This is a genomic window from Mesorhizobium sp. M6A.T.Cr.TU.017.01.1.1, assembly GCF_004023115.1.
Lineage (GTDB): Bacteria > Pseudomonadota > Alphaproteobacteria > Rhizobiales > Rhizobiaceae > Mesorhizobium > Mesorhizobium mediterraneum.
The window spans coordinates 1-22,304 of record NZ_RZTA01000007.1 but is presented as its reverse complement, the minus strand read 5'-3'; the positions used below and the strand labels follow the sequence as shown (position 1 = coordinate 22,304).

The 22,304-nt window shown below is 62.8% G+C and carries 19 protein-coding genes and 1 pseudogene; 13 read left to right on the top strand and 7 right to left on the bottom strand.

Annotated elements, in window-relative coordinates; genetic code table 11:
• Positions 1-361 precede the first annotated feature (361 nt).
• Positions 362-598, bottom strand: coding sequence for a hypothetical protein (locus EOB36_RS03610; RefSeq protein ID WP_128284302.1), 237 nt, complete (start codon positions 596-598; stop codon positions 362-364).
• Between the two features lie 85 nt (positions 599-683).
• Here EOB36_RS03610 and EOB36_RS03605 point away from each other — a divergent pair, with 85 nt between their 5' ends.
• Both EOB36_RS03605 and EOB36_RS03600 read left to right on the top strand, forming a co-directional pair.
• Positions 684-1,220 (top strand): MgtC/SapB family protein, encoded by a 537-nt coding sequence (locus tag EOB36_RS03605; protein ID WP_095483501.1) that lies wholly within the window; start codon positions 684-686, stop codon positions 1,218-1,220.
• A gap of 258 nt (positions 1,221-1,478) precedes the next feature.
• Positions 1,479-1,919, top strand: a complete 441-nt coding sequence (locus EOB36_RS03600; RefSeq protein ID WP_095483500.1) for a hypothetical protein — start codon at positions 1,479-1,481, stop codon at positions 1,917-1,919.
• Between the two features lie 546 nt (positions 1,920-2,465).
• On the opposite strand, the gene EOB36_RS03595 is transcribed toward EOB36_RS03600, so the two are convergent.
• The 3 genes from EOB36_RS03595 to EOB36_RS03585 are packed head-to-tail and all read right to left on the bottom strand — an operon-like array spanning position 2,466 to position 6,281.
• The gene (locus tag EOB36_RS03595; RefSeq protein WP_128284301.1) at positions 2,466-3,347 is read right to left on the bottom strand and encodes an alpha/beta hydrolase-fold protein; all 882 of its coding nucleotides are present in this window, start codon (positions 3,345-3,347) and stop codon (positions 2,466-2,468) included.
• A 20-nt stretch (positions 3,348-3,367) separates the two neighbouring features.
• A complete protein-coding gene (gene fhuB, locus EOB36_RS03590; protein WP_164897443.1) occupies positions 3,368-5,347 on the bottom strand; it encodes a Fe(3+)-hydroxamate ABC transporter permease FhuB in 1,980 nt (659 codons plus the stop codon).
• Positions 5,348-5,405: 58 nt separating this feature from the next.
• Positions 5,406-6,281, bottom strand: coding sequence for an ABC transporter substrate-binding protein (locus EOB36_RS03585; RefSeq protein WP_128284339.1), 876 nt, complete (start codon positions 6,279-6,281; stop codon positions 5,406-5,408).
• A gap of 230 nt (positions 6,282-6,511) precedes the next feature.
• On the opposite strand from EOB36_RS03585, the gene EOB36_RS03580 reads away from it, so the two are divergent.
• The gene (locus EOB36_RS03580) at positions 6,512-8,671 is read left to right on the top strand and encodes a TonB-dependent siderophore receptor (protein ID WP_164897442.1); all 2,160 of its coding nucleotides are present in this window, start codon (positions 6,512-6,514) and stop codon (positions 8,669-8,671) included.
• 247 nt (positions 8,672-8,918) lie between these two features.
• Positions 8,919-9,263 (top strand): hypothetical protein, encoded by a 345-nt coding sequence (locus EOB36_RS03575; RefSeq protein WP_164547040.1) that lies wholly within the window; start codon positions 8,919-8,921, stop codon positions 9,261-9,263.
• 68 nt (positions 9,264-9,331) lie between these two features.
• On the opposite strand, the gene ggt is transcribed toward EOB36_RS03575, so the two are convergent.
• On the bottom strand, positions 9,332-11,071 hold the full coding sequence (gene ggt / locus EOB36_RS03570; protein ID WP_128284298.1) for a gamma-glutamyltransferase: 1,740 nt from the start codon (positions 11,069-11,071) through the stop codon (positions 9,332-9,334).
• Positions 11,072-11,275: 204 nt separating this feature from the next.
• On the opposite strand from ggt, the gene EOB36_RS35915 reads away from it, so the two are divergent.
• Both EOB36_RS35915 and EOB36_RS35910 read left to right on the top strand, forming a co-directional pair.
• A complete protein-coding gene (locus tag EOB36_RS35915; protein WP_348631789.1) occupies positions 11,276-11,683 on the top strand; it encodes a transposase in 408 nt (135 codons plus the stop codon).
• A 126-nt stretch (positions 11,684-11,809) separates the two neighbouring features.
• A complete protein-coding gene (locus EOB36_RS35910; protein ID WP_348631788.1) occupies positions 11,810-12,271 on the top strand; it encodes an IS630 family transposase in 462 nt (153 codons plus the stop codon).
• Positions 12,272-12,493: 222 nt separating this feature from the next.
• On the opposite strand, the gene rhaI is transcribed toward EOB36_RS35910, so the two are convergent.
• The gene (gene rhaI, locus EOB36_RS03560) at positions 12,494-13,828 is read right to left on the bottom strand and encodes an L-rhamnose catabolism isomerase (protein ID WP_127203575.1); all 1,335 of its coding nucleotides are present in this window, start codon (positions 13,826-13,828) and stop codon (positions 12,494-12,496) included.
• Between the two features lie 123 nt (positions 13,829-13,951).
• On the bottom strand, positions 13,952-16,054 hold the full coding sequence (locus EOB36_RS03555; protein WP_128284297.1) for a bifunctional rhamnulose-1-phosphate aldolase/short-chain dehydrogenase: 2,103 nt from the start codon (positions 16,052-16,054) through the stop codon (positions 13,952-13,954).
• 212 nt (positions 16,055-16,266) lie between these two features.
• Between EOB36_RS03555 and EOB36_RS03550 the strand changes: the two genes are divergently transcribed.
• From EOB36_RS03550 to EOB36_RS03520, 7 genes and pseudogenes are all read left to right on the top strand, one after another.
• Positions 16,267-17,076: a DeoR/GlpR family DNA-binding transcription regulator gene (locus tag EOB36_RS03550; protein WP_095488051.1), complete on the top strand. Its 810-nt coding sequence runs from the start codon at positions 16,267-16,269 to the stop codon at positions 17,074-17,076.
• Between the two features lie 45 nt (positions 17,077-17,121).
• Positions 17,122-18,117: a rhamnose ABC transporter substrate-binding protein gene (gene rhaS, locus EOB36_RS03545; protein ID WP_095488049.1), complete on the top strand. Its 996-nt coding sequence runs from the start codon at positions 17,122-17,124 to the stop codon at positions 18,115-18,117.
• Between the two features lie 85 nt (positions 18,118-18,202).
• The gene (locus EOB36_RS03540; protein WP_095488047.1) at positions 18,203-19,744 is read left to right on the top strand and encodes a sugar ABC transporter ATP-binding protein; all 1,542 of its coding nucleotides are present in this window, start codon (positions 18,203-18,205) and stop codon (positions 19,742-19,744) included.
• Positions 19,741-20,718: an ABC transporter permease gene (locus EOB36_RS03535; protein WP_128284296.1), complete on the top strand. Its 978-nt coding sequence runs from the start codon at positions 19,741-19,743 to the stop codon at positions 20,716-20,718. The genes EOB36_RS03540 and EOB36_RS03535 overlap by 4 nt, the downstream gene beginning before the upstream one ends.
• Positions 20,715-21,716: an ABC transporter permease gene (locus EOB36_RS03530; protein ID WP_095488043.1), complete on the top strand. Its 1,002-nt coding sequence runs from the start codon at positions 20,715-20,717 to the stop codon at positions 21,714-21,716. The genes EOB36_RS03535 and EOB36_RS03530 overlap by 4 nt, the downstream gene beginning before the upstream one ends.
• Positions 21,716-22,033, top strand: coding sequence for an L-rhamnose mutarotase (gene rhaM, locus EOB36_RS03525; protein WP_127290361.1), 318 nt, complete (start codon positions 21,716-21,718; stop codon positions 22,031-22,033). The genes EOB36_RS03530 and rhaM overlap by 1 nt, the downstream gene beginning before the upstream one ends.
• Positions 22,030-22,304, top strand: a pseudogene (locus EOB36_RS03520) (carbohydrate kinase); the annotation flags it as partial. The gene rhaM and the pseudogene EOB36_RS03520, both read left to right, overlap by 4 nt.

The window sequence follows — 22,304 nt, the reverse complement described above, 5'->3', positions numbered from 1 at the left end:
GATCCAAACAAAATTAATGCCCTCTCATCTAGCGAAAGGGACGCTGTCCATCAGTATGATTTGATGATCGCAAAATGGCGTGCTGAACTCAGCGACATTGAGGACGCGATCGCGATCTCTCCAGAAGGCCCGATCAAGTTCGGACTCGTCCGTCAAGCGAATGAACTTCGACGAGTGGTCGGAGCTCTGTTTCCGTTTGTTCAGCCCTATCAACACTGAGATTCCATCCCCAACTGCGCCTCCTGCTGGCTTGCCGGAAGCCTCTCGGGAAACTTATGTTCCAACCGATGCAGAAAGTTCGTTCCGCCTGGGAATTTTTATTAATGTTTTCGGGCAAAACAATGCAGAACTCAAGTTCCACCTACATCAGAAACTTATGAAAAAGCTGTGGTTCGGGATGAACTTCGAGCAGCGTGACTTTGATCTCCGGCTTGCACCGGCTGCAATCGAACTCCAGCTTTAGCGGACCGAACCCGCCGCCATACACCATCGTCAGGTCGGCCGAACGGCAATAGCGGACATTGCCGCAACTGCATTCCGCCTTGATGAGCATATTGTGCCGGGCCTTTCCCAGCGTGTCGATCGGATCGTGCGCCATAAGGTGGAGGCCGGCGCTCCCTCCGGCAAACCTTGGGGAACCTGGCCGGTCCGAGCACGTTGTGTCCGGTCAGCCCGGGTTACTCATGCAACAACTCCTCCAAGAATTCGGCCATCCGACATACGTCCCGTTTCCGGTTATTGCGGCCAGGCTTCTACTGGCGTCGATCTTCGGTGCTGCGATCGGTTTCGAACGCGAATGGCGAAATCGGCCTGCTGGCCTTCGCACCCATATCCTGATCTGCGTGGCAGCGGCTACTTTCGGTATTCTGACGATTGAAATCGTTCACGCGCCGATGTTTCTGCAGGAATCGGTGAAGGTGGATCCGATTCGTGTTGTCGAAGCGGTTACCGCTGGCGTCGCGTTCCTTGCCGCCGGATCGATTTTGTTTTCGAGAGGCGAGATCCACGGGCTGACGACCGGTGCAGGCATGTGGCTGTCCGGCGCAATTGGCGTGGCGTGCGGGCTCGGTCTGTGGCAGGTGGCGGCCCTCGGCACGCTTTTGGTGCTTGTCGTGGCAGGCCTTCTTTATAGTTTGGCAGCCAAGTCCGGGATTGGCGAGAGCACCGAACAAGGAAAGCCCATGTCGGAAGAAGATAAGTCCAAGCGGCGCAAAGGCTGAGGGCAACGCCCCGCGTGCAAAGGACGAACCGCGGCGTGCGTGACGGATCCCAAGCTGGCCCCTGGCGCGTCATATCCCTCGCTGCCTGGAGAAATTTGACCCCGGAGGTGGTTCGATTCCACCTCAGGGCACCATTTTCCAACACAGCCGGCCTCGCCCGACGAAACATCTTTGCTCGCTTTGGGCCGATGACGGATTTGATTTGCTTGGTGATCCCCTATCCTTAGGGCAAACTACCTCTGGGCTCTAGGAGGAGAAATGAGAGCACGCGCAGCAACGGTTGGAGATCTGGAAGCTCTTTTCCGTGATCTGTCCAAGCGGATATCGGACGAGTACGCCGCGGCCGGCAAGGACAGCAAGATCGCGTACGACAATCTGATGATGAATTTGAAAGAGGGCCGTGCTCATGCGCTTGTCCAGGGTGAAAAGACCGTGGCGATCATCGCGTGGCACGAGCATAGCGACGCCGCCGATACGCTATTCGCCGCACAGGAGGATTTCTTCAGCGCCGCAACGGTTCGCTTCTGTAAGCGGCACATTCGCCATATCCAGGCGCTCGCCGGTAACCTCCCCATTCACTCGCGCAGCTGGCTCCAGAGACCGGATGTCGCAAAATGGTTTCGAATAATCGGCTATGTCGAGCGAGGCCAGGAGAATGGCGCCAACCTGTTCGAACTACCGCCGGCTCGCGCCGAATAACAAACGCTACCTTGGAGATCCGGTGGCGACGCGCTCACAGCGGCGCGCGGATGGTTGAATCCAACTGAAGTGTGATTTTGCAATTCGCAGCTGTTGCCTTAGCCGAAAAGGCCCGCCGCTCCATTTGCGAAGCGGCGAGGCCCCATACTCGGGGACGATGCCGGGGTGTTACCCGGCATTGCCTACGGTGCAATTCAGGTGCCAGACATGTTGACCCATAATGGGTCACCGCATCCGGGAAGCGCGAACGACCTTCCGCGATCACACCACTGCCATCGCTTGCCACGCCTGCTATATTCCCTTGCGGTGGACCTGATTTCCGCCTGGCCGGCGCCCATCAGGCAAACCTACCCCAACGCCCCCCCAAGTGGCGCCGGCCAATCTTCGCCACCGACATCTCCAGCAAGCCCTGCGAGGGCGAGACTTGCGCGCCACCGTCGCCAGGCCCGATAGTCACCTCGAGCGGACCTCATATCGGGCACACACGGATCTGCGATCGGAAGAGGCGCCCTCGGCGCCGCGTTGGCGCGCCCCGAGCACCTGCGTTCAGGGACGATGCACCGCGAATGCCGCCTGAACGGCACGGTTGACCGTGACCGGCAGGATGGACATGTGGTTTTCGCCGGCATGCAGTTCGAAACCGGCGCTCAGGCCAGGGATCGTGCCGAGACGTTCCGCCATCTGCCGCGCGAATTCGCCGGTGCGCGTCAGCTTCTTGTGCTCCAGGCGCTTTGCTTCATCCGCAGCACCGATCTGGAACGGCGCCAGCTTTTCCGTCTCGTATTCGCCGGCCGACAGGATCACCTGCGTCCTCAAGCCACCCGGCACGGCGGCTTCGAACGCCTGGAGAAAGCGGTCGATGAGGCGATCCTCCCAATAGATGGCCGGGCTGGCAGCAATCCAGGTCTGGAAGGCGAGAGGGCGAGTGAACAGGGCATAGAGCGCGAACAGCCCGCCAAAGGAGTGGCCGTATAGCGCCTGCCGGCCGCTGTCGATCCTGGTGCGGTTCGCCACCCACGGCTTCAATTCGTCCTCGATGAAGGCGAGGAACTCTTCCGCCCCGCCGGTCCTGACCTCCGGGCCACCGTCATGGAATGGCGGGTAGGTCTTGCCCGGCGGCGGACCGAGATCCCATGAGCGCCTGAGCGGGTCGTAGGCGCCTGCCACGGGATAGCCGATGGCGACGATCGCGCCGTCCTCGACATTGGTGCCGAGCGGGTAACCCGCCTGGGCGCGCATGGCGTCGACGGCGGTGCCGATCACGGCGTTGCCGTCGGTCATGTAGAGAACCGGCCAGCCGGTCTGCGGTTCTGGCTTTGCCGGCACGTGCAGGAATATCCGGTAGGGATCGCCGCCATGCGCGGGAGCCAGATCGTGGACTGTGGTGTCGGCGATCAATGCGGGTGTCGAAATCAGTCGTTCGGACATGGGTGCCTCTTGCATCGGGATCAGCGGCGGCGCAGCAACCACATCAGCATCGGGCCGCCGATCAGCGTGGCGACGAGCCCGGCCGGAACCTGGCGCGGGAAGATGACGGTGCGGCCGATCCAGTCGGCGGCGACCATGATCAAAGCCCCGACCAGCACCGCGCCGGCGGCTTGCGGCAGCGCACGGGCGAGCCCAAGGCGGCGGGTGAGATGCGGCGCCATCAGGCCGATGAAGGTCAGCGGGCCGACGATCAGCGTCGATGCGGCGGTGAGAGCAGCAACCATCAGCAGTACGAGAAGCCGGGTCTTGGGCACATCGACGCCAAGCGACTGGACGGCGGAGGACCCGAGCGGCAGCATCTCCAGCCAGCGCAGGAAAAGCGGCGCGAGCAGCAACAGGCAAAAAGCGATGGCGCCGGTCAGAAGCGCGGCACCGGCATCGACGCCATAGGTCGAGCCGGTAAGCCAGTTGAGGAGCTTCACGGCGCGCGGGTCGCCGGTGGCGGTCAGCACGAGGATCAGCGCATCGAACAGCGCCGTCAGGGCCACGCCGGCCAACAGCAGGCGCTCCGGCGCATAGGCGGCGCGTCGCCCCATCGCCAGCGTCACCAGCAGAGCGGCGAAGGCGCCGACGGTCGCCGCCGCGGTCTGGGCCGGGCGGCCTGCATCGGCGAGCGAAAACAGCGCCACCATCATGCCGAGCGCCGCACCGGCGCTGATGCCGAGCACCTCGGGACTGGCCATCGGATTGCCGGTCAGCCGCTGCATCATCAGCCCGGCAAGCGCCAGCATAGCGCCGGCTGCCAGCGCGGCGGACACGCGGGGCCAGCGCCACGACAACAAGGGCTGCAACTGGTCGCCGAAGGCGAACGTCCAACCGTCCGGCCCCGGTCCATAGAGCAAGGCCAGCCCAAGCAACAGAAGCAGGGACAGGCCAATCGTCGCCAGCACTAGGCCGGGCCGGCCTGTTCTGGGCAGGCGCTCCTCGGTGAGCGCCGGAATCTCCAGGCCAAGCGCCAGGCGTGGCAGCAGCCACAGCAGCAGCGGTGCGCCGAGAAGGGCTGTGATCGCGCCGGTCGGCAGCAGGTCGCCCTGCGCCCCGGTCGCCAATTGCACCGCCTGGTCGGCGGCCCACAGAAGCGCTGCACCTATGAGCGGCGCCATGACCAGCCGCTGGCTCAGCCGGCGCGCACCGCCGATGCGGGCAAGGGACGCCGCCGCCAGGCCGACGAAGCCGACCACGCCGACGGCAGCGACGACGAAAGCGATGAGTGCGACGGAAGCAGCCAGCCCAGCGAAACGATACACGCCAAGCGGAACGCCGAGGCTGCGCGCGCCTTCATCGTCGAGGCCAAGCAGGGTGAGCGGCCGCACCATGAGGCCGATCGCCAAAGCCGCAGCGCCGATGCGCGGCAACAGCCAAAGCGTCGTCGTCCAGTCTTGCTGGCCGAGCGAACCGGCGCCCCAGATAAACAGGCTGGTCAGCCATTCGTGCCGCAGCACGATGAGGGCTGCTCCAGCCGCGCCGGCATAGAGACTGACGACCAGCCCTGCCAGCACGACGGAAAGCGGCGACAGGCCCTTATGCCAGGACAGGGCAAAGACGGCCGATATGGCGACAAAAGCGCCGGCAAGCCCCACCCATTCGCGGCCATAGGCAAGCAGGGAGGGTGCCAGAAGCGTCGCCAAGGCTAGAGCCAGATAGGCGCCGGCCGAGACGCCGACGGTTTCCGGCGAGGCCAGCGGGTTGCGCAAGACCTGCTGCAGAACGGTTCCGGCTAGGCCAAGGGCGGCACCGCACAAAAGGCTGACCGCAAGCCTGGGCAGAAAGGCATAATGGACGAGAACCTGCCGCATGTCCTCGATATCGGGAGCGGTGAGCGTTTGCAGCCAAAGTGCCCAAGGCAGCTGCACGGTGAGATTGGAGATAGTTGCCGCAACCGCTGCCGCCGACAGCACCGCACAGAGCAGGATCGCGGCCACCGGCTGTTTGCCCAACATGCGGCGCGACCCTCTCCGGCCAGCCAGTCTGCCGTCTTCCGCCAAGGCTGCTGCGTCCTTAGCCACGGGCAGCTTCCCCAGTCATCGCCTTGGCCAGGACGCGGGCAAAACGGGTGGCGGACGGCAGCGCGCCGAACATCAGGACGGCGGGAAGACGCATGATCGAGCGGTTGCGCACGAAGGGCATCGCATTCCAGACCGGGCTTTCGGTCAGCGTGCCGCCGGCGCCCTCGGGCAAGGGTTCGAGATAGGCAAGGCGCGCGTCGCTCGACGTCGCCAGGCCGTCGATGCCGACGGTCGAAAACCCCCAATAATTGGTCTGGCCCGCCCAGGCATTGCGCAGTCCGATACGGTCGAACACCTCTTGAAACAGGCTTTTCCTGCCGTAGACGCGCACATTGCGCGGATCCAAGAAGCTGACGACATAGATCGGCCGCGCCGAAAGCGGCGCCAGTTCCCGGCGAACCTCTGAAAAATACGCATCCGTCGCCGCGATCAGCGCTTCACCTTCCCTTTCCTTGGCGACAAGCCTGGCCAGTTGGCGGGTTGCCTCGACGGCGCGCTGATAGGGCTGTCCCGCTTCGGTATAGAGCCCAATCGTCGTCACCGGCGCCACGCGTTCGAGCAGCGGCTTGATGCCGTCGAGATACGGCATGGACAGGATGATGTCCGGGGCAAGCTGCTGCAGCAGTTCGAGATTCGGTTCCAGCAATGTGCCGACATCGGCGATCTCCGGCGGCAGCGGCGGTTCGACCACCCAGCTCTCCCAGACATCGCGACCGGCAATGGCCACCGGATTAACGCCGAGCGTGAGCAAGGTCTCGGCCAGCCCGTCATCCAGGCAGACGATGCGCAGCGGTTTCGCCTCGACCGTCGAGGGCGCAACGCCGGCGAAGGGCAGCGCGAAAAGCCCGAGCGCCGCGCGCCGGGTCATTCGGTTGCGAGGGCGGATGGCCGTCTGGATGTGACGCTCAAGCACGGTCCCTGGTCTCTCCCTTCAAACGCGGTGTGGGCATTTCCGGAATTTGGCTGCCGGCGGTCGATACCGGTTGACTATGAAACATGACTTTAATAGTCAACATTGAAGATGACTAAAAGAGTCAACATTTATTGCGCCGGCCGAATCGATGCCGCGCGCTTCGCAGACAGTGAGGGATGATCGAGATGGGGTTGAGCGCATATCGTGCGGCAGGTCGGCGAAACGGTATTCCAAGCCAAGGCGCCCTGATCGCTGCGACATGCCTCTCGACCCTGCTCTGCACCCAGGCCTTCGCGCAGGAAAATACGGTCGAGCTCAACCCGATCAATATCGAGGGACAGACCGACAGCCCGATCGGCCCGGATGACGGCTATATCGCCAAGAACACCACCACCGGCTCGAAGACCGACACGCCGCTGAGGGAAATTCCGCAGTCGGTGTCGGTGGTGACCCGCAAGCAGCTCGACGACCGCCAGCCCGGGCAGCTTGAGGACGCGCTATCCTATCTTGCCGGCGTCACCACCTCGCCTTGGGGCGTCGACAACCGCTTCGACCAGTGCCTGATCCGCGGTTTCGACCTCTGCACCTCGGCGATCTACCGCGACGGGCTGCCACAGAAGGTGATCGACTTCTCCGGCTTCAAGATCGAGCCCTACGGGCTGGAGCGCGTCGAAGTGCTAAAGGGGCCGTCATCAGTCCTCTATGGCGAGAACGAAGCCGGCGGCATGGTCAACGCCATCAGCAAGCGGCCGACGGACACGCCGATCTATGACGGCTTCCTCAGCTATGGCAGCTTCGACACGGTCGAGGCCGGGCTCGACATCGGCGGGCCGGTCGACGACGCCGGCGTGTGGTCCTACCGGCTGACCGGGCTGGTGCGCAACGGCGCGATCGAAACCGACTATTCGCGCAACGACCGCATCTTCGTCGCACCGGCGCTGACATGGCAGCCGGACGCGCAGACCTCGCTCACCATCCTCGCCAACTACCAGTGGGACAGGCTGGCGCCCGGTCAGTTCCTTCCCGTGGGCTACGGCCTGCCGCGCAGCTTCTTCACCGGCTCGCCTGACTTCGACCGCTTCGACGCCAACCACGGCTCGATCGGCTACCAGTTCAGTCACGAGTTCGACGACCATTGGACGGTGCGGCAGAACCTGCGCTACTCCCAGCAGGATACCGACTACCGGCAACTCTATTTTGGAGACTGGCTCGGCGGCCCGGCGATGATCGACGACCACACGATGGCGCGCACCCTGTTCACGGTGGACGAGACGGCACGGCTGTTCAGCGTCGACAACCAGGCCGAATACAAGGCTGACTTCGGGCTGGTCGAAAACAAGCTGCTGTTCGGTCTCGATTACAACAGGCAGTCCGTCGATGGTATAAACCACTATGGGCAAGGGCCAGTCCTCGACATCCTGAACCCGGATTACTCGATCCCGATCACGCCACCCCCCGGCATCCTTGTGGATCGCGTGGAGACGATCGGACAGGTCGGCCTCTATGCGCAGAACCAGTCCAGGATCGCCGACCACTGGGTGCTGACTTTCGGCGGCCGACAGGCCTGGATCGACCACACCAATGAGGACCGCAGCGGCAACGGGGGCAGCTACGACCAGAACGACCATGCCTTCACCGGCAATGCCGGCGTCGGTTATCTTTTCGACAATGGCCTGACGCCCTATGCCAGTTATGCCGAATCCTTCACCACCAATATCGGCCAGTCCCAGTCCGGAGACGCGTTCCAGCCTTCGTTGGGAAAGCAATACGAAGTCGGCGTGAAGTACGAACCGAGCTTCTTCCCCGGTTTCATCACTGCTTCGCTGTTCGACCTGCGCAAGACCAATGTCGTGACCTCCATCGGTCAGTTTCAAGTTCAAACCGGAGAAGTCCGGCATCGCGGCCTCGAGATCGAGGCCAATGCCGACCTCGCGTCCGGCCTGAGCATGACTGCGGCCTACACCTATCTCGACGCCGAGATAACCAAGGATGCCCCCGCCGTCGTCGGCAACCGCCCGTCGCTGGTGCCTGAACATCAGGCGTCGCTGTGGGCCAATTACGAGGTCGGCAACGGTATGCTTGAGGGCTTGAGCGTCGGCGCCGGCGTGCGTTACATCGGCGCAAGCTTCGGCGACAACGCGAACGCAACCAACGTGCCCGGCCACACGCTGGTCGATGCGGCACTGCGCTACCAGAAGAACGGCTGGCAGGCCGCGATCAATGTCTCCAACCTGTTCGACAAGACCTACTACTCGACTTGCTATAGGGCCGGCAGCAATGAAGACCTCAGCTGCATCTATGGCGAAGGCCGCGTCATCAAGGGCAGCCTCAGCATGAGGTTCTAGGGGCAGCGGCGGCGGCCTCCAGCATCATTTTTCCTCCATGAACGCATTGCATGCTGAAACGGCTCCGACCTGCGATTCCAGCCGGGCAGATCGCCTGGAACGGCAGGACGACCCGACATAAATCCAAAAAACCGGTAGCAAGCCGCCGCCAGAAAGTGTTGAAGACCGTGCCGATCGTATTCCACGCGGCGCGATCCAGTTGCGCTCGGCAAGGCTTGATGATTTGTTGCCGCTTCAAGGAGAATGAATGATGCGCGAGCCTGTCGGTCAAGACGAATATGGGTCGGCCAACCCCTTCGACCCGGACGACCTGTCGACGTTGAACGCAATGGGTCCGGGTGTGGCCAGCAACGATTTCGAGAAATACGCGGTCGCCGTGATCATCGTGTTCGGCGCCCTTATCATCGGTGGGCTGATGGCCGCATCCCTGGCCTTGGGGCACCGCAACGGCTTCCTGTACGCGCTTGGCGGCGCCACCGCGGCGTGGATATCCGGAAATGCGCTTCTGCTCGATCGGCCGCGTATCTATGCCTTGTTCGTCGGCGTGGCGGCGGTGATGCTGATTGCGTCCACCGTCACCTTGGTCATCTGACGGGTCTGCCGATATTCAGGTGATGCCGGCCTGACCTGAATCTCAACAGACCCCGGGGCGCACGAAACCTAATATCCGATTGCCTCGCCGGATGCGGCGCGGCTATCGATAGCGCCATTGTAGCGGGCGCCGCCGCCCTTTTCGATCTCGGCTAGGCTCTTGCCGCCGACCAGGATGCCGGCCGCCTGGCCCCAGGTCGCCTCGGTGACATCGAGGCGGTAGCCCATGCCGGCAAGCATTTTTTCGGTGTCCGGCGACAGGCCAAACGGCTCGATGTAGACCGTGTCGGGCAGCCACTGGTGGTGGATGCGCGGCGCGTCGATCGCCTCCTGGATGTTCATGCCATGATCGACGACATTGACGATCGCTTCTAGCGTGATGGTGATGATGCGCGAGCCGCCGGGGCTGCCGATGACCATGAACGGCTTGCCGTCTTTGGCGACGATGGTCGGGCTCATCGACGACAACGGCGTCTTTCTCGGCTCGATCGCATTCGCCTCACCCTGGACGAGGCCGTAGAGGTTGGGCACGCCCGGTTTCTGGGTAAAGTCGTCCATCTCGTTGTTGAGCAGGATGCCGGTGCCGTCGGCGACAACGGCGGCGCCGAACGAGCCGTTCAGCGTATAGGTCACCGCGACGGCGTTGCCGTCATTGTCGACGATCGAATAATGCGTCGTTTCCTGGCTCTCGCCAAAACCCTCCGGCATCAATTCCTGCGACACGCCAGCCCGGAACGGATCGATCTTTTCGCGGATTTCTTTCGCATAGTTCTTGTCGAGCAGCTTTTCGACCGGATTGTCGACGAAGTCGGGGTCGCCGAGCGCCGAGTTGCGATCGACATAGGCATAGCGCATCGCCTCGACCATGACTTTGACGGTTTCGGCGGAACCGGCGCCGAGATAGGACAGCGGGTAACCTTCCAGCACGTTGAGGATCTCGCAGATGATGACGCCGCCCGAGCTCGGCGGCGGCGAGGAGGTGATCTCGTAGCCACGGTAGTTGCAGGTCACCGGCTCGAGCTCGCGGACCGCGTAGGTTTCGAAATCCGCCTTGGCCAGAATGCCGCCCTTCTCCGCGCTCGCCCTAACGATGCCGTCGGCGATCGGTCCTTTGTAGAAGGCATCGCGACCTTGCTCCGAAATGGCTGAAAGCGACGCGGCGAGGTCGGCCTGAACAAGGCGCTCGCCGATGGCATACGGCTTGCCGTCCGGCTTCAGGAAGATGGCAGCGGCCGCTGGGTCCTTGGCCAGCCGCTCGGCGCCGCCTTCGAGCGAGGCGACATCGCCCTGCTCTAGCACGAAGCCGTCCTTGGCATAGCCGATCGCCGGCGCCATCAGGTCCTGCCGCGTCAGCGTGCCGTACTTCTCCCGTGCCATCTCGAAGCCGGCCACCGAGCCCGGCACGCCGACCGCGAGATAGCCGTTAAGGCTGGCGCCCTTCACCGGCTTGCCATCCTTGTCGAGATACATGGTCTTCGTCGAGGCGAGCGGCGCACGCTCGCGGAAATCGAGGAACGTCGAGCGGCCGTCCTTGAAGCGGACGGTCATGAAGCCGCCGCCGCCGATATTGCCGGCGTTCGGGTAGACCACGGCCAGTGCGTAGCCGACGGCGACCGCCGCATCGACGGCGTTGCCGCCTTTCTTCAGCACCTCGACGCCGACTTCCGACGCAAGATGCTGGGCGGTCACCACCATGCCATGCTCGCCCTTCGCCGGCTGTGGCGAGGCGGCGAATGCGGCCACCAGCGGCGCAAAGGTCAAGGTGAGGGAAAGACTGACGGCGATCAACGTTCGGCGGGTGTGGTGCATGGCCGTTCTCCGAGGGGCGTTGGATGTGCCTAGAAGACCCTGTCGGAGGGGTTGAGTCTACTGCCAATGGTAGAAAGATTCCGGAGGCCTTCGCGCGCTTTGCCGGTCCGCTTCGTAAAGCGCCGTTGCGCTCTTCGGCTGATGTTACCGCATGGATCCTAGAGCGGTTCACGGCTTGATGGAATCGAAGGGGATTCCAGATTTGTGGGTTTTGTGATTCAAGATGCTGGCTGGAGTGGAGGCCAGCATCTGATGACTCGACCCCTTTCCAATGATCTTCGCGAGCGGGTGGTGGCGGCGGTTTTGAGTGGTGAAAGCCGCCGGTCTGCCGCCAAACGGTTCGGCATTTCGGCTTCGGCGGCGGTGAAGCTGTTGCAGCGCCATGAGGCAACCGGCTCGGTGGCACCGGGCAAGATGGGCGGACATCGCAAGAGGGTGCTGGAGCCGCACCGTGCCTTCATCGAGGCGCGTATGCGCGAGACGCCGCATCTGACGCTGCACGGTCTGAAGGATGAGTTGGCCGGGCGCGGAGTCAAGGTCTCGCACAATGCGGTGTGGCTGTTCCTGCGCCGCGAGGGCCTGAGCTTCAAAAAAAACGCTGTTCGCCCTTGAGCAGGCGCGTGCTGATATCGCCCGCAGGCGCCAACGATGGCGATCCTGGCAGGCCAACCTCGATCCGCAGTGCCTGGTCTTCATCGATGAGACCTGGATCAAGACCAACATGGCTCCGCTGCGAGGTTGGGGCCGAAGGGCAAACGGCTGCGCGGCCTGGCTCCGCACGGCCACTGGCGCACATTGACCTTCCTCGGCGCGCTGCGCTGCGATCGGCTCGCGGCACCTTGTGTCTTCGACGGCCCGATCAACGGTCAATGCTTCCGCGCCTATGTCGAGCAGCAGCTCATCGCCGTGCTAAAGCCCGGCGACATCGTCGTCATGGATAATCTGGGAAGTCATAAGTCGGCGGCCATCAGGCAGATGATCAAGGCTGCCGGCGCCAGGCTTTGGTATCTGCCGCCCTACTCTCCGGACCTCAACCCGATCGAGCAGGCCTTCGCCAAGATCAAACACTGGATGCGTCAGGCTCAGAAACGCACCATCGAGGACACTTGGCGACACATCGGCCATCTCGTCGCAACGATCGAACCCGGCGAATGCAAGAACTACTTCGCAAACGCCGGGTACGCTTCCGTCAAAACGTGAAAGACTCTAGGGTCTCCGCGACGTCGCTTCGCTCCTGCTCCGCCCTAGGGTCCACGCCGTAACATCTCAGTGTCGCAGCGTTGATGGCAAGCCCCATGCTTCACGCTTCAGCCGTTTTGTTCTTGCTTTGTGCCGACAGTTATGCTACAAATTCAATTACGGTGCTGATTTGCGCCGCGACCCGCATTAGGCGGGTTTTCGTTTTCAGACCGACCCCGAATATCAAACAATCCCACCGCTGCCACCCGCAACCGCCGGCCGTTCCGCCGCGACCTTGGCCCGGTAGCCGGCCGCCCGGTAGGCGGCAACCGGATCGATGGCGCCGCCCGTGTTCAGCCGCGCCATGGCGAGGATCGGCTCGACATCGGTGCGATAGGCGGCTTTCAGCGTCTGCGTCGCCATCAGCGCGTCGTTAGCGTCCTGATAGCCTTCCAGTGCCTTGCGATCGACCAGCAGCGCTTGCGCATAGGCGCGCTGCACCTCGATCGCCGACAGCATCAGGCTTTCGATCGGATCGGTGACATTGTGGCTCTGGTCGAGCATGTGGGCCGGATCAAAACCTTCGGCACCGGAAAGCTCCGCATCGACCAGCTCGTTGAAGACGAGGAACAGCCGATAAGGATCGATCGAGCCGGCGTCGAGATCGTCGTCGCCATATTTCGAATCGTTGAAATGGAAGCCGCCGAGTTTCTTGAACTGGATCAGCCGCGACACGATCATCTCAATGTTGACGTTGGGCGCATGGTGGCCGAGGTCGACCAGGCAGAAGGCCTTGTCGCCGAGCTCTTTGGCGATGATGTAGTTGGTGCCCCAATCCTGCACGACGGTGGAATAGAAAGCCGGCTCGTACATCTTGTGCTCGGTGAACAGCTTCCAGTCGTCCGGCAGTCCAGCGTAGATCTCCTTCATAGCGTCGAGATAGCGTTCGAACGCCTTGGCGAAATTGACCTGGCCGGGGAAATTCGAGCCGTCGCCGATCCATACCGTCAGTGCCTTGGAGCCCAGCGTCTTGCCGATCTCGATGCATTCGAGATTGTGCTCGACCGCCTGCCGGCGCGTTGCGGCATCGGCATTCGACAGCGAGCCGAATTTGTAGGAAAGCTCCTGGTCTCGGGCGTCGGAAAACGTGTTCGAATTCATCGCGTCGAAGCCGAGGCCGAAGCGGGAGGCCGCCTGTTTCAGCCGGTTCGGATCGGCCTTATCCCACGGAATGTGCAGCGAGACGGTCGGCGTCGCCTGCGTCAACTGCCGGATGACGGCGCAATCCTCGATCTTGTCGAAAATGTCGCGCGGCTCGCCGGCGCCGGGAAAGCGGGCAAAGCGAGTGCCGCCGGTGCCGACGCCCCAGGACGGGATCGCCACGGCGAATTTTTCGACCTTGTCTCTGATAGAGTCGATGGCGATGCCGCGGCGGTCGAGGCGCTCGCCGAGCGAGCCATAATCGCGCTTGAGGTCGGCTTCGCGCGCGGCATTGTCCTTGTCGACGATATCGGCGGAGATGATGGTTTCGGACACTGCGTTTCCTCCCAAATGCGTTCGGTTGGCGCTGCCCCTCATCCGCCTGCCGGCACCTTCTCCCCGTATGGAGACGGGGAGAAGGTGAAGCTCCGCCGCTGGCGACCCCTCCCCGTTCTTCACGGGGAGAGGGTAAGGGTGAGGGGCAGCGCCGCCTTCAAACTATTAGCGCGTAAAGCTCTGCGCGTTGCCCGCGTCGACATTGACGATGTTGCCGGTCGACTTGGCCGACATGTCGGAGGCGAAGAAATAGATCGCCTCGGCGATGTCTTCGGGGAACACCGAACGCTTCAGCATCGAGCGCGAGCGATAATGCTCCTCGAGATCGTCGGTCGACATCTTGTAGGCGGCGGCGCGCTGTTCCTTCCACTCGCCGGTCCAGATCTTCGAGCCGCGCAGCACCGCGTCCGGGTTGACGACATTGACCCTGATCTGCGCTTCCGCGCCCTCCAGCGCCAGGCAACGCGCCAGATGGATCTCGGCGGCCTTGGCCGTGCAATAGGCAGCGGCATTGGGCGAGGCTGCAAGGCCGTTCTTGGAGGCGACGAAGACGACGTTGCCGCCGATCTTCTGCGCGCGGAGCAACCGGAATGCTTCCCGCGAAACGAGGAAATAGCCGGTCGACAAGATGTCCATGTTCTTGTTCCACAGCGCCAGCGTCGTCTCCTCGATCGGCGCAGAGGTTGCCAGGCCGGCATTCGACACCAGAATATCGATGCCGCCGAACTCGACCGCGGTCTCAGCGAAGCCGGAGATCACCTGGTCTTCAGCGGTGACATTGATGACCAGCGGCCGCACGAAATCCTTGCCATAAGCTTGGGCCAACTCACCATTGGCGCTGGCAAGGGCGGCTTCGTCGATATCGGCCAGCACGACGCAGGCGCCTTCGCGCAGCAGCCGGTTGGCCGTCGCCCGGCCGATGCCGCCGGCGCCACCGGTGACCAGCGCGATCTGGCCGGCCAAGGCTTTCGGCTTCGGCAGACGCTGCAGCTTTGCCTCTTCGAGCAGCCAATATTCGATGTCGAAAGCCTCCTGGTCGGGCAGGCCGACATAGGCCGACACCGTCGAGGCGCCGCGCATGACATTGATGGCGTTGACGTAGAACTCGCCCGATATGCGCGCCGTCGCCTTGTCGCCGGCGAAGGTGAACATGCCGACGCCGGGCATCAGATAGACCACCGCATTCGGATCGCGCACGGGTGGCGAATCCGCATGCTTGCACCTGTCATAGTAAGCCTGATAGCCAACCCGATACTCCGCCACGTCGTCGTGGAGACGGGCGATGACGGCATCGACATCGGGGTTCTTGGGATCGAACTCGATGACCAGCGGCCGGATCTTGGTGCGCAGGAAATGGTCGGGGCAGGATGTGCCGAGGGCCGCCAGTGGGCGCAAATCCTTCGAATTGACGAATTCGAGCACGGCAGGCGAATCGTCAAAATGGCCAAGCTTATGGCTCTTCTCCGAGATCAGGCCGCGGATCCGCGGCATCAGCTTTGCCGCCACGGCGCGACGCGCCGGCGCGTCGAGCGATTTGACCACTTCGCCACCGAAGATCGGCTTGCCTTCAGACTTGCGCTCGAACCAGTCGATCGCCTGGTTGATCACCGAGATCGTCGTCTCGTAGCATTCCCGAGGCGTCTCGCCCCAGCTGAACAGGCCATGGCTCGCCAGCACGACACCCTTGGCCTCGGGGTTCTCGATGCAGAATTTTTCCAGCCAGAGGCCAAGCTCGAAGCCCGGACGCTTCCATGGCAACCAGCCGATCGTGTCGCCGAAGATCTCCTTGGTCAGCGCTTGCGAATCCTTGGCGGCGGCGATGGCGATGATCGCGTCGGGATGCATATGGTCGACATAGGGCTTCGGCACGAACGCGTGCAGCGGCGTGTCGATCGAGGCCGCGCGTGGGTTAAGATTAAACGTGCAATGGGGCAGATAGCCGACCATCTCGTCCTCATGCTCGACGCCGCGATAGAGGCCCTTCAACGCGCGCAGCTTGTCCATATAGAGAGTGGCGAAGCCGTCGAGCTTGATCGAGGCGCTGTCGCCTCCCGAGCCCTTGACCCACAGCACTTCCACGTCCTCGCCGGTAAGCGGATCCTTTTGCCAGATCTTGGAGGAGGTGTTGCCGCCGCCATAGTTGGTGACGCGCTTGTCGGAGCCGAGAACATTCGAGCGATAGACGAGACGTTCCGGCTCGCTCATTGCTTGGGCTTTCGCCTCATCCCAAAGATTGGCGAGGCGCGTGCCGGAGCGCTTGTCGAGCATAGGTAATCCTCCCGTGACGTGAGACGCGCAAAACGGTGCGGTCAAGCCACCGCATAGCGGGTCAGCTTTGGTCGAATGTCCTCGGAAGCGGCGGCATTGTCAATCATAAACGATCAAGATTGATCATATTGCACTGCACAATGGAATTATATGATCGGAAATGATTGACACTGCGCGTTTTGGGTGCCTAGATGCTCAGGCAGGGAGGAACCATGCACGAGAAAGAGCGCCACAGGATCATTTTGTCCGCCGTCCAGGAAAAGCCTGTGGTGACGGTGCAGGAAATGGTCGACCTGACGGACTCGTCCGAGGCGACGATCCGGCGCGACATCGCGGCGCTGCATGTGCAAAAGCGCCTGCGCCGCGTGCGCGGCGGCGCCGAGGCAATCTCGCCACCGCAGTTCATCGGCCTTGCCGGACGGCCTTTTTCCGTCAACGAGACGATCAACGCTTCGCAGAAGCGGGCGATCGCGCGGGAAGCCGTGGAGTTGTGCAAGGAAGGCGAGCCGATCATCATCAATGGCGGCACCACCACCTTCCAGATGGTGCATTTCCTGACCGGCCGCCGCATGCCGATCTTCACCAATTCCTTCCCGATCGCCGAGCACCTGCTCAAGCACTCCAAGAACACGGTGATGCTGTCGGGCGGCACCATCTACCGCGAGCAGAACATCATCCTGTCGCCCTTCGACAATGACGTGACGCGCAATTTCTATGCCCGCCGCATGTTCATGGGTGCGCAAGGGCTCGGGCCGTTGGGTCTGATGGAAGGCGATCCGCTGCTGATCCAGGCCGAGCAGAAACTGATCGATCAGGCCGACGAGCTGGTGGTGCTGGTCGATTCGTCGAAGTTCCGCAAACGCTCGAGCCTGATCCTGTGCGGCCTGTCGCGCATCGCCACGGTCATCACCGACGACGGCATCGAGGATCGCGAGGCCAAGATGTTGGAGGCCGCCGGTGTGACGCTGATCGTCGCCCGCACAGCGGCAAGCAATAAGGAAGAATCTTCGCTGCAGGCCTGAGGCCCGCAGCGGCGATGGAATGCAACGCTCAAGGGAGGATATTCGATGAGCTTTCTTAGGAAATTGATGGTTACGGCGGCGTTTTCGGCCGCCATGTTCGTGAATGCCGCCTATGCCGAGAACGTCAAGATCGCGCTGGTGGTCAAGTCGCTCGGCAACGGCTTCTTCGATGCCGCCAACAAGGGCGCCGAAGAGGCGGCCAAGGAACTCGGCGGCGTCGACATCATCTACACCGGCCCGACCAAGGCGACCGCCGAAGCGCAGATCGAAGTGATCAATTCGCTGATCGCCCAGAAGGTCAACGCCATCGCCATTTCGGCCAATGACGCCGACGCGCTGGTTCCGGCGCTGAAGAAGGCGATGGATCGCGGGATCACCGTCATCTCGTGGGATTCTGGCGTCGCTCCGGAAGGCCGCCAGCTCCACCTCAACCCGTCGGACACCAACCTGATCGGCGAGACCATCATCAAGCTTGCCGCCGACTACCTGCCGGAAGGCGGCGATGTCGCCATCCTGTCGGCTTCGTCGACCGCGACCAACCAGAACGCCTGGATCGACGCGGCCAAGAAGGTGCTGCCGGAGAAATTCCCGAAGATCAACGTCGTCGCCACCGTCTATGGCGACGACGACTCGGCCAAGAGCACGGACGAGGCCAAGGGCCTTTTGAAGTCCTATCCGAACCTCAAGGCGATCATCGCACCGACCACGGTCGGCGTTGTCGCCGCCGCCCAGGTGGTGACCGACGCGAACCTGATCGGCAAGGTCAACGTCACCGGCCTGGCGCTGCCGTCGGAGTTCAAGAAGTTCATCGACAATGGCGCCAGCCAAGCGGTTGCGCTGTGGAACCCGATCGACCTCGGTTACTCGGCCGTCTACCTCGCCCATGATTTGGCGGTGAAGAAGGAGGAAGCCAAGCCGGGTGCCACGCTGTCGATCGGCCGCGTCGGCAAGGTCACGCTCGACGATACCAACTCGGCCGCGATGGCTCCGCCCTTCAAGTTCGACAAGTCGAACATCGAAGAGTTCTCCAAGATCTATTGATCCTGGAGCCCTTCAAGCCGGTGCGGCGGGACCTTAGGTCCCGCCGCGCCTTCAAACGAACCTTGCTTCAGGGCTTGATACGACTATGGACACGACAGCCCAACTCAACCCGACGACCGAGCAGCCTTTGGCTCCGGCTCCGCGCCTGACCCTGTCCGGCATTTCGAAGAGTTTTCCCGGCGTGCGCGCGCTGCACGATGTCAGCCTGTCGCTCTACCCCGGCCAAGTCACCGCGCTGATTGGCGAGAACGGCGCCGGCAAGTCGACGCTGGTCAAGATCATGACCGGCATCTACCAGCCCGACGCAGGCACCATCAGTATCGACGCCCAGGCCGTCACCCTGCCCAGCGCCCATGCCGCCTTCGGGCACGGCATCACCGCCATCCATCAGGAAACCGTGCTGTTCGACGACCTGACGGTGGCCGAGAACATCTTTCTCGGCCATGCGCCGCGGTCGCGCTTCGGCACGATCGACTGGCGCACCATGCGCAAGAATGCTCGCGAGGTGCTGGACACCATGGGTGCCGGCCACATCGACGCCGACGCGCGCCTCAAGGATCTCGGCATCGCCAACAAGCATCTAGTGGCGGTCGCCCGCGCCATGTCGATCGATGCGCAGATCGTCATCATGGACGAGCCGACCGCAGCGCTTTCGCTGAAGGAGATCGAGGAGCTCTTCTTGCTGGTCGAATTCCTGAAGAGCGAAGGCAAGGCGATCCTGTTCATCAGCCACAAGTTCGACGAGATCTACCGCATCGCCGACCGCTATACGGTGTTTCGCGACGGCGAGATGGTTGGCGAAGGCCTGATCAAGGACGCCGGCCAGAGCCAGATCGTGCGCATGATGGTCGGTCGCGCCGTCGATCATATCTTTCCGCAACGCAAGGCCGAGATCGGCGCGCCGGTGCTCACTGTCTCCGGCCTGTCGCATCCGACCGAGTTCGACGACATCGGCTTCGAGCTGCACAGAGGCGAAATCCTCGGCTTCTACGGCCTTGTCGGCGCTGGCCGCAGCGAAGTGATGCAGGCAATATCAGGCATCACCCGCACCAGCAGCGGCACGATCGCCTTGGAAGGCAAACAGATCGCGCCGAAATCGGCGGCGGATTCGATCGACGCCGGCATCGTCTACGTGCCGGAAGAACGCGGCAAGCAAGGCGTGGTGATCGGCCTGCCGATCTTCCAGAATATCTCGCTGCCCTCACTCAAGCGCACATCCAAATCGGGCATGCTGCGGCTGGCGGAGGAGTTCGCGCTGGCCCGCTCCTACACCGAGCGGCTCGACCTGCGCGCCTCTTCGCTGAGCCAGGACGTCGGCACGCTGTCGGGCGGCAACCAGCAGAAGATCGTCATCGCCAAATGGCTGGCGACCGCGCCGAAGGTGATCATCCTCGACGAGCCGACCAAAGGCATCGACATCGGTTCCAAGGCGGCCGTGCACGGCTTTATGGCCGAGCTCGTCGCGCAAGGCCTGTCGGTGATCATGGTGTCGTCCGAACTGCCCGAAATCCTCGGCATGTCCGACCGGGTCGTCGTCATGCGCGAGGGGCGCATCGCTTCGGTATACGACAACAAGGGGCTCGACGCGGAAACGCTGGTCAAGACGGCAGCGGGGATCGCGGCATGAAGGCTTTTCTGAAGTATCGCGAAGTCTGGCTGCTCGCGGCCATCGTCTTGCTGATCGGGCTGATCTCGATGCGCTTTTCGGGCTTTGCCGCTCCCGGCAATCTGCGCCAGGTGTTCAACGACACCTCGATCCTGATGATCCTGGCGCTGGGTCAGATGGTGGTGATCCTGACCCGCTCGATCGACCTGTCGATGGCCTCGAACCTCTGCTTCACCGGCATGGTGGTGGCGATGCTGAACGCCGCGCATCCGGCAATCCCGATCCCGCTGCTGATCGTCATCGCACTTCTAGTCGGACTGGTGCTCGGCGCGATCAACGGGTTTTTGGTGTGGCGGCTGAACATTCCCTCGATCGTGGTGACGCTCGGGACGCTCACCATCTACCGCGGCGCCACCTTCGTCATTTCAGGCGGCGCCTGGGTCAATGCCGACCAGATGAGCCCTGATTTCATCGGCCTGCAGCGCGCGGCTTTCCTCGGCATTCCCGTCCTGTCGTGGATCGCCATACTGGTCATCGCCCTGTTCTTTCTCTTGATGACGCGCACCGCGCTCGGCCGCTCGATCTACGCCATCGGCGTCAACCCGACGGCATCGGTCTATGCCGGCATTGATGTCGGCCGGACCAAGTTCATCGTCTTCTGTATCTCGGGGATGGTCGGCGGTCTCTGCGGTTATCTCTGGATCTCGCGCTACGTCATCGCCTCGGTCGAGGTCGCCAATGGCTACGAGCTCAACATCATCGCCGCCTGCGTCATCGGCGGCATCTCGATCGCCGGCGGCATCGGCTCGGTCGGCGGCGCGGTTCTCGGTGCGCTGTTCCTCGGCATCATCTCCAACGCGCTGCCGGTCATCAACATCTCGCCCTTCTGGCAGATGGCAATTTCGGGCAGCGCCATCATCCTGGCCGTGGTGCTCAACGCGCGCGGTGAACGCCGGCAAGGCCGCATCATCCTCAAAAAGGCGGAAGCGGCATGACCGACACTCCTGCTCCACGCCACATTCCCGACCGGCTCGACAAGCCATTCACTTCGGCGATCTTCTCCTGGGAGGCGCTGCTGGTTGCCGTGGCGGTCGCCATCTTTGCCGTCAACAGCTTTGCCTCGCCCTATTTCCTCGACGCGTGGTCGCTGTCGGACCTGACCTTCAACTTCACCGAAAAGGCGCTGATCGCGCTCGCCATGGCGCTGCTGATCATTTCCGGCGAGATCGACCTATCGGTCGCCGCCATCATTGCATTAGCTTCGACGATGATGGGCATGGCGGTGCAGGCTGGCGCCGGCACGCCGGTGCTGGTGGCGATCGGCATCCTGGTCGGGCTCGGCTGCGGCGCCTTCAACGGGCTGCTCGTCACAAGGCTGGGATTGCCGTCGATCGTCGTCACCATCGGCACGATGAGCCTGTTTCGTGGCATCGCCTTCATCGTCCTCGGCGACCAGGCCTACAAGGGCTATCCCTCGAGCTTCGCCTTTTTCGGCCAGGGCTATGTCTGGTGGGTGGTGTCGTTCGAACTGACGCTTTTCCTCGTCGCGGCCGTCATCTACTGGTTCCTGCTGCACCGGACGAGCTTCGGCCGCCGCGTCTTCGCCATTGGCAACAACCCGGTTGCGGCGCAGTTTTCCGGCGTGCGCGTCGGCCGCATCAAGTTCATCCTGTTTTGCCTGACCGGCCTGATGGCGGGCATCGCCTCGGTGCTGATCACCTCGCGCCTCGGCTCGACCCGGCCGTCGATCGCGCAAGGCTACGAACTGGAGGTCATCACCATGGTGGTGCTCGGCGGCGTCAGCATCCTGGGCGGCGCCGGCAGCATTGTGGGCGTGGTGCTGGCCGCCTTCATCATGGGGCTGGTGACCTTCGGCTTGGGGCTGCTCAACGTGCCCGGCATCGTCATGTCGATCTTCATCGGCCTGCTGCTGATCATCGTCATCGCGCTGCCGATCATCTGGCGGCGCGTGCGGCGGGAGCGCTTCACCTGATGCCCGAGAAATACGCGTTCAAGATGAAGCTCAATCCGGGCATGAAGGCCGAATACAAAAGGCGCCACGACGACATCTGGCCGTCGCTGGTCGCCCTGCTCAAACAGGCCGGCGTTTCCGACTACTCGATCCATCTCGACGAAGAGACCAACACCTTATTCGGCGTGCTGTGGCGGCTCGACGCCCACGGCATGGACGAATTGCCGAAGCACCCGGTGATGCAACGCTGGTGGGCGGAGATGGCCGACATCATGGAGACCAAGCCTGATAACGAGCCGGTGGCGGTGCCGCTGGAAACAATGTTCCATATGGAATGACCCGCCACGTCGCCGTCATCGACATCGGCAAGACCAACGCCAAGGTGGCGCTGGTCGATCTCGCCGACATGCGCGAAGTCGCGCTGCGCCGCATGGCGAACGCGCCCGTCACTGACGGTCCCTACCCGCACCACGATGTCGCGCTGCTGTGGTCGTTCATCCTCGACAGCCTCGCCGGGATTAATCGCGAACAGCGCATCGACGCGATATCGATCACCACCCACGGCGCGACGGGCGTGCTGGTGGACGCTGCCGGTGAACTGGCGCTGCC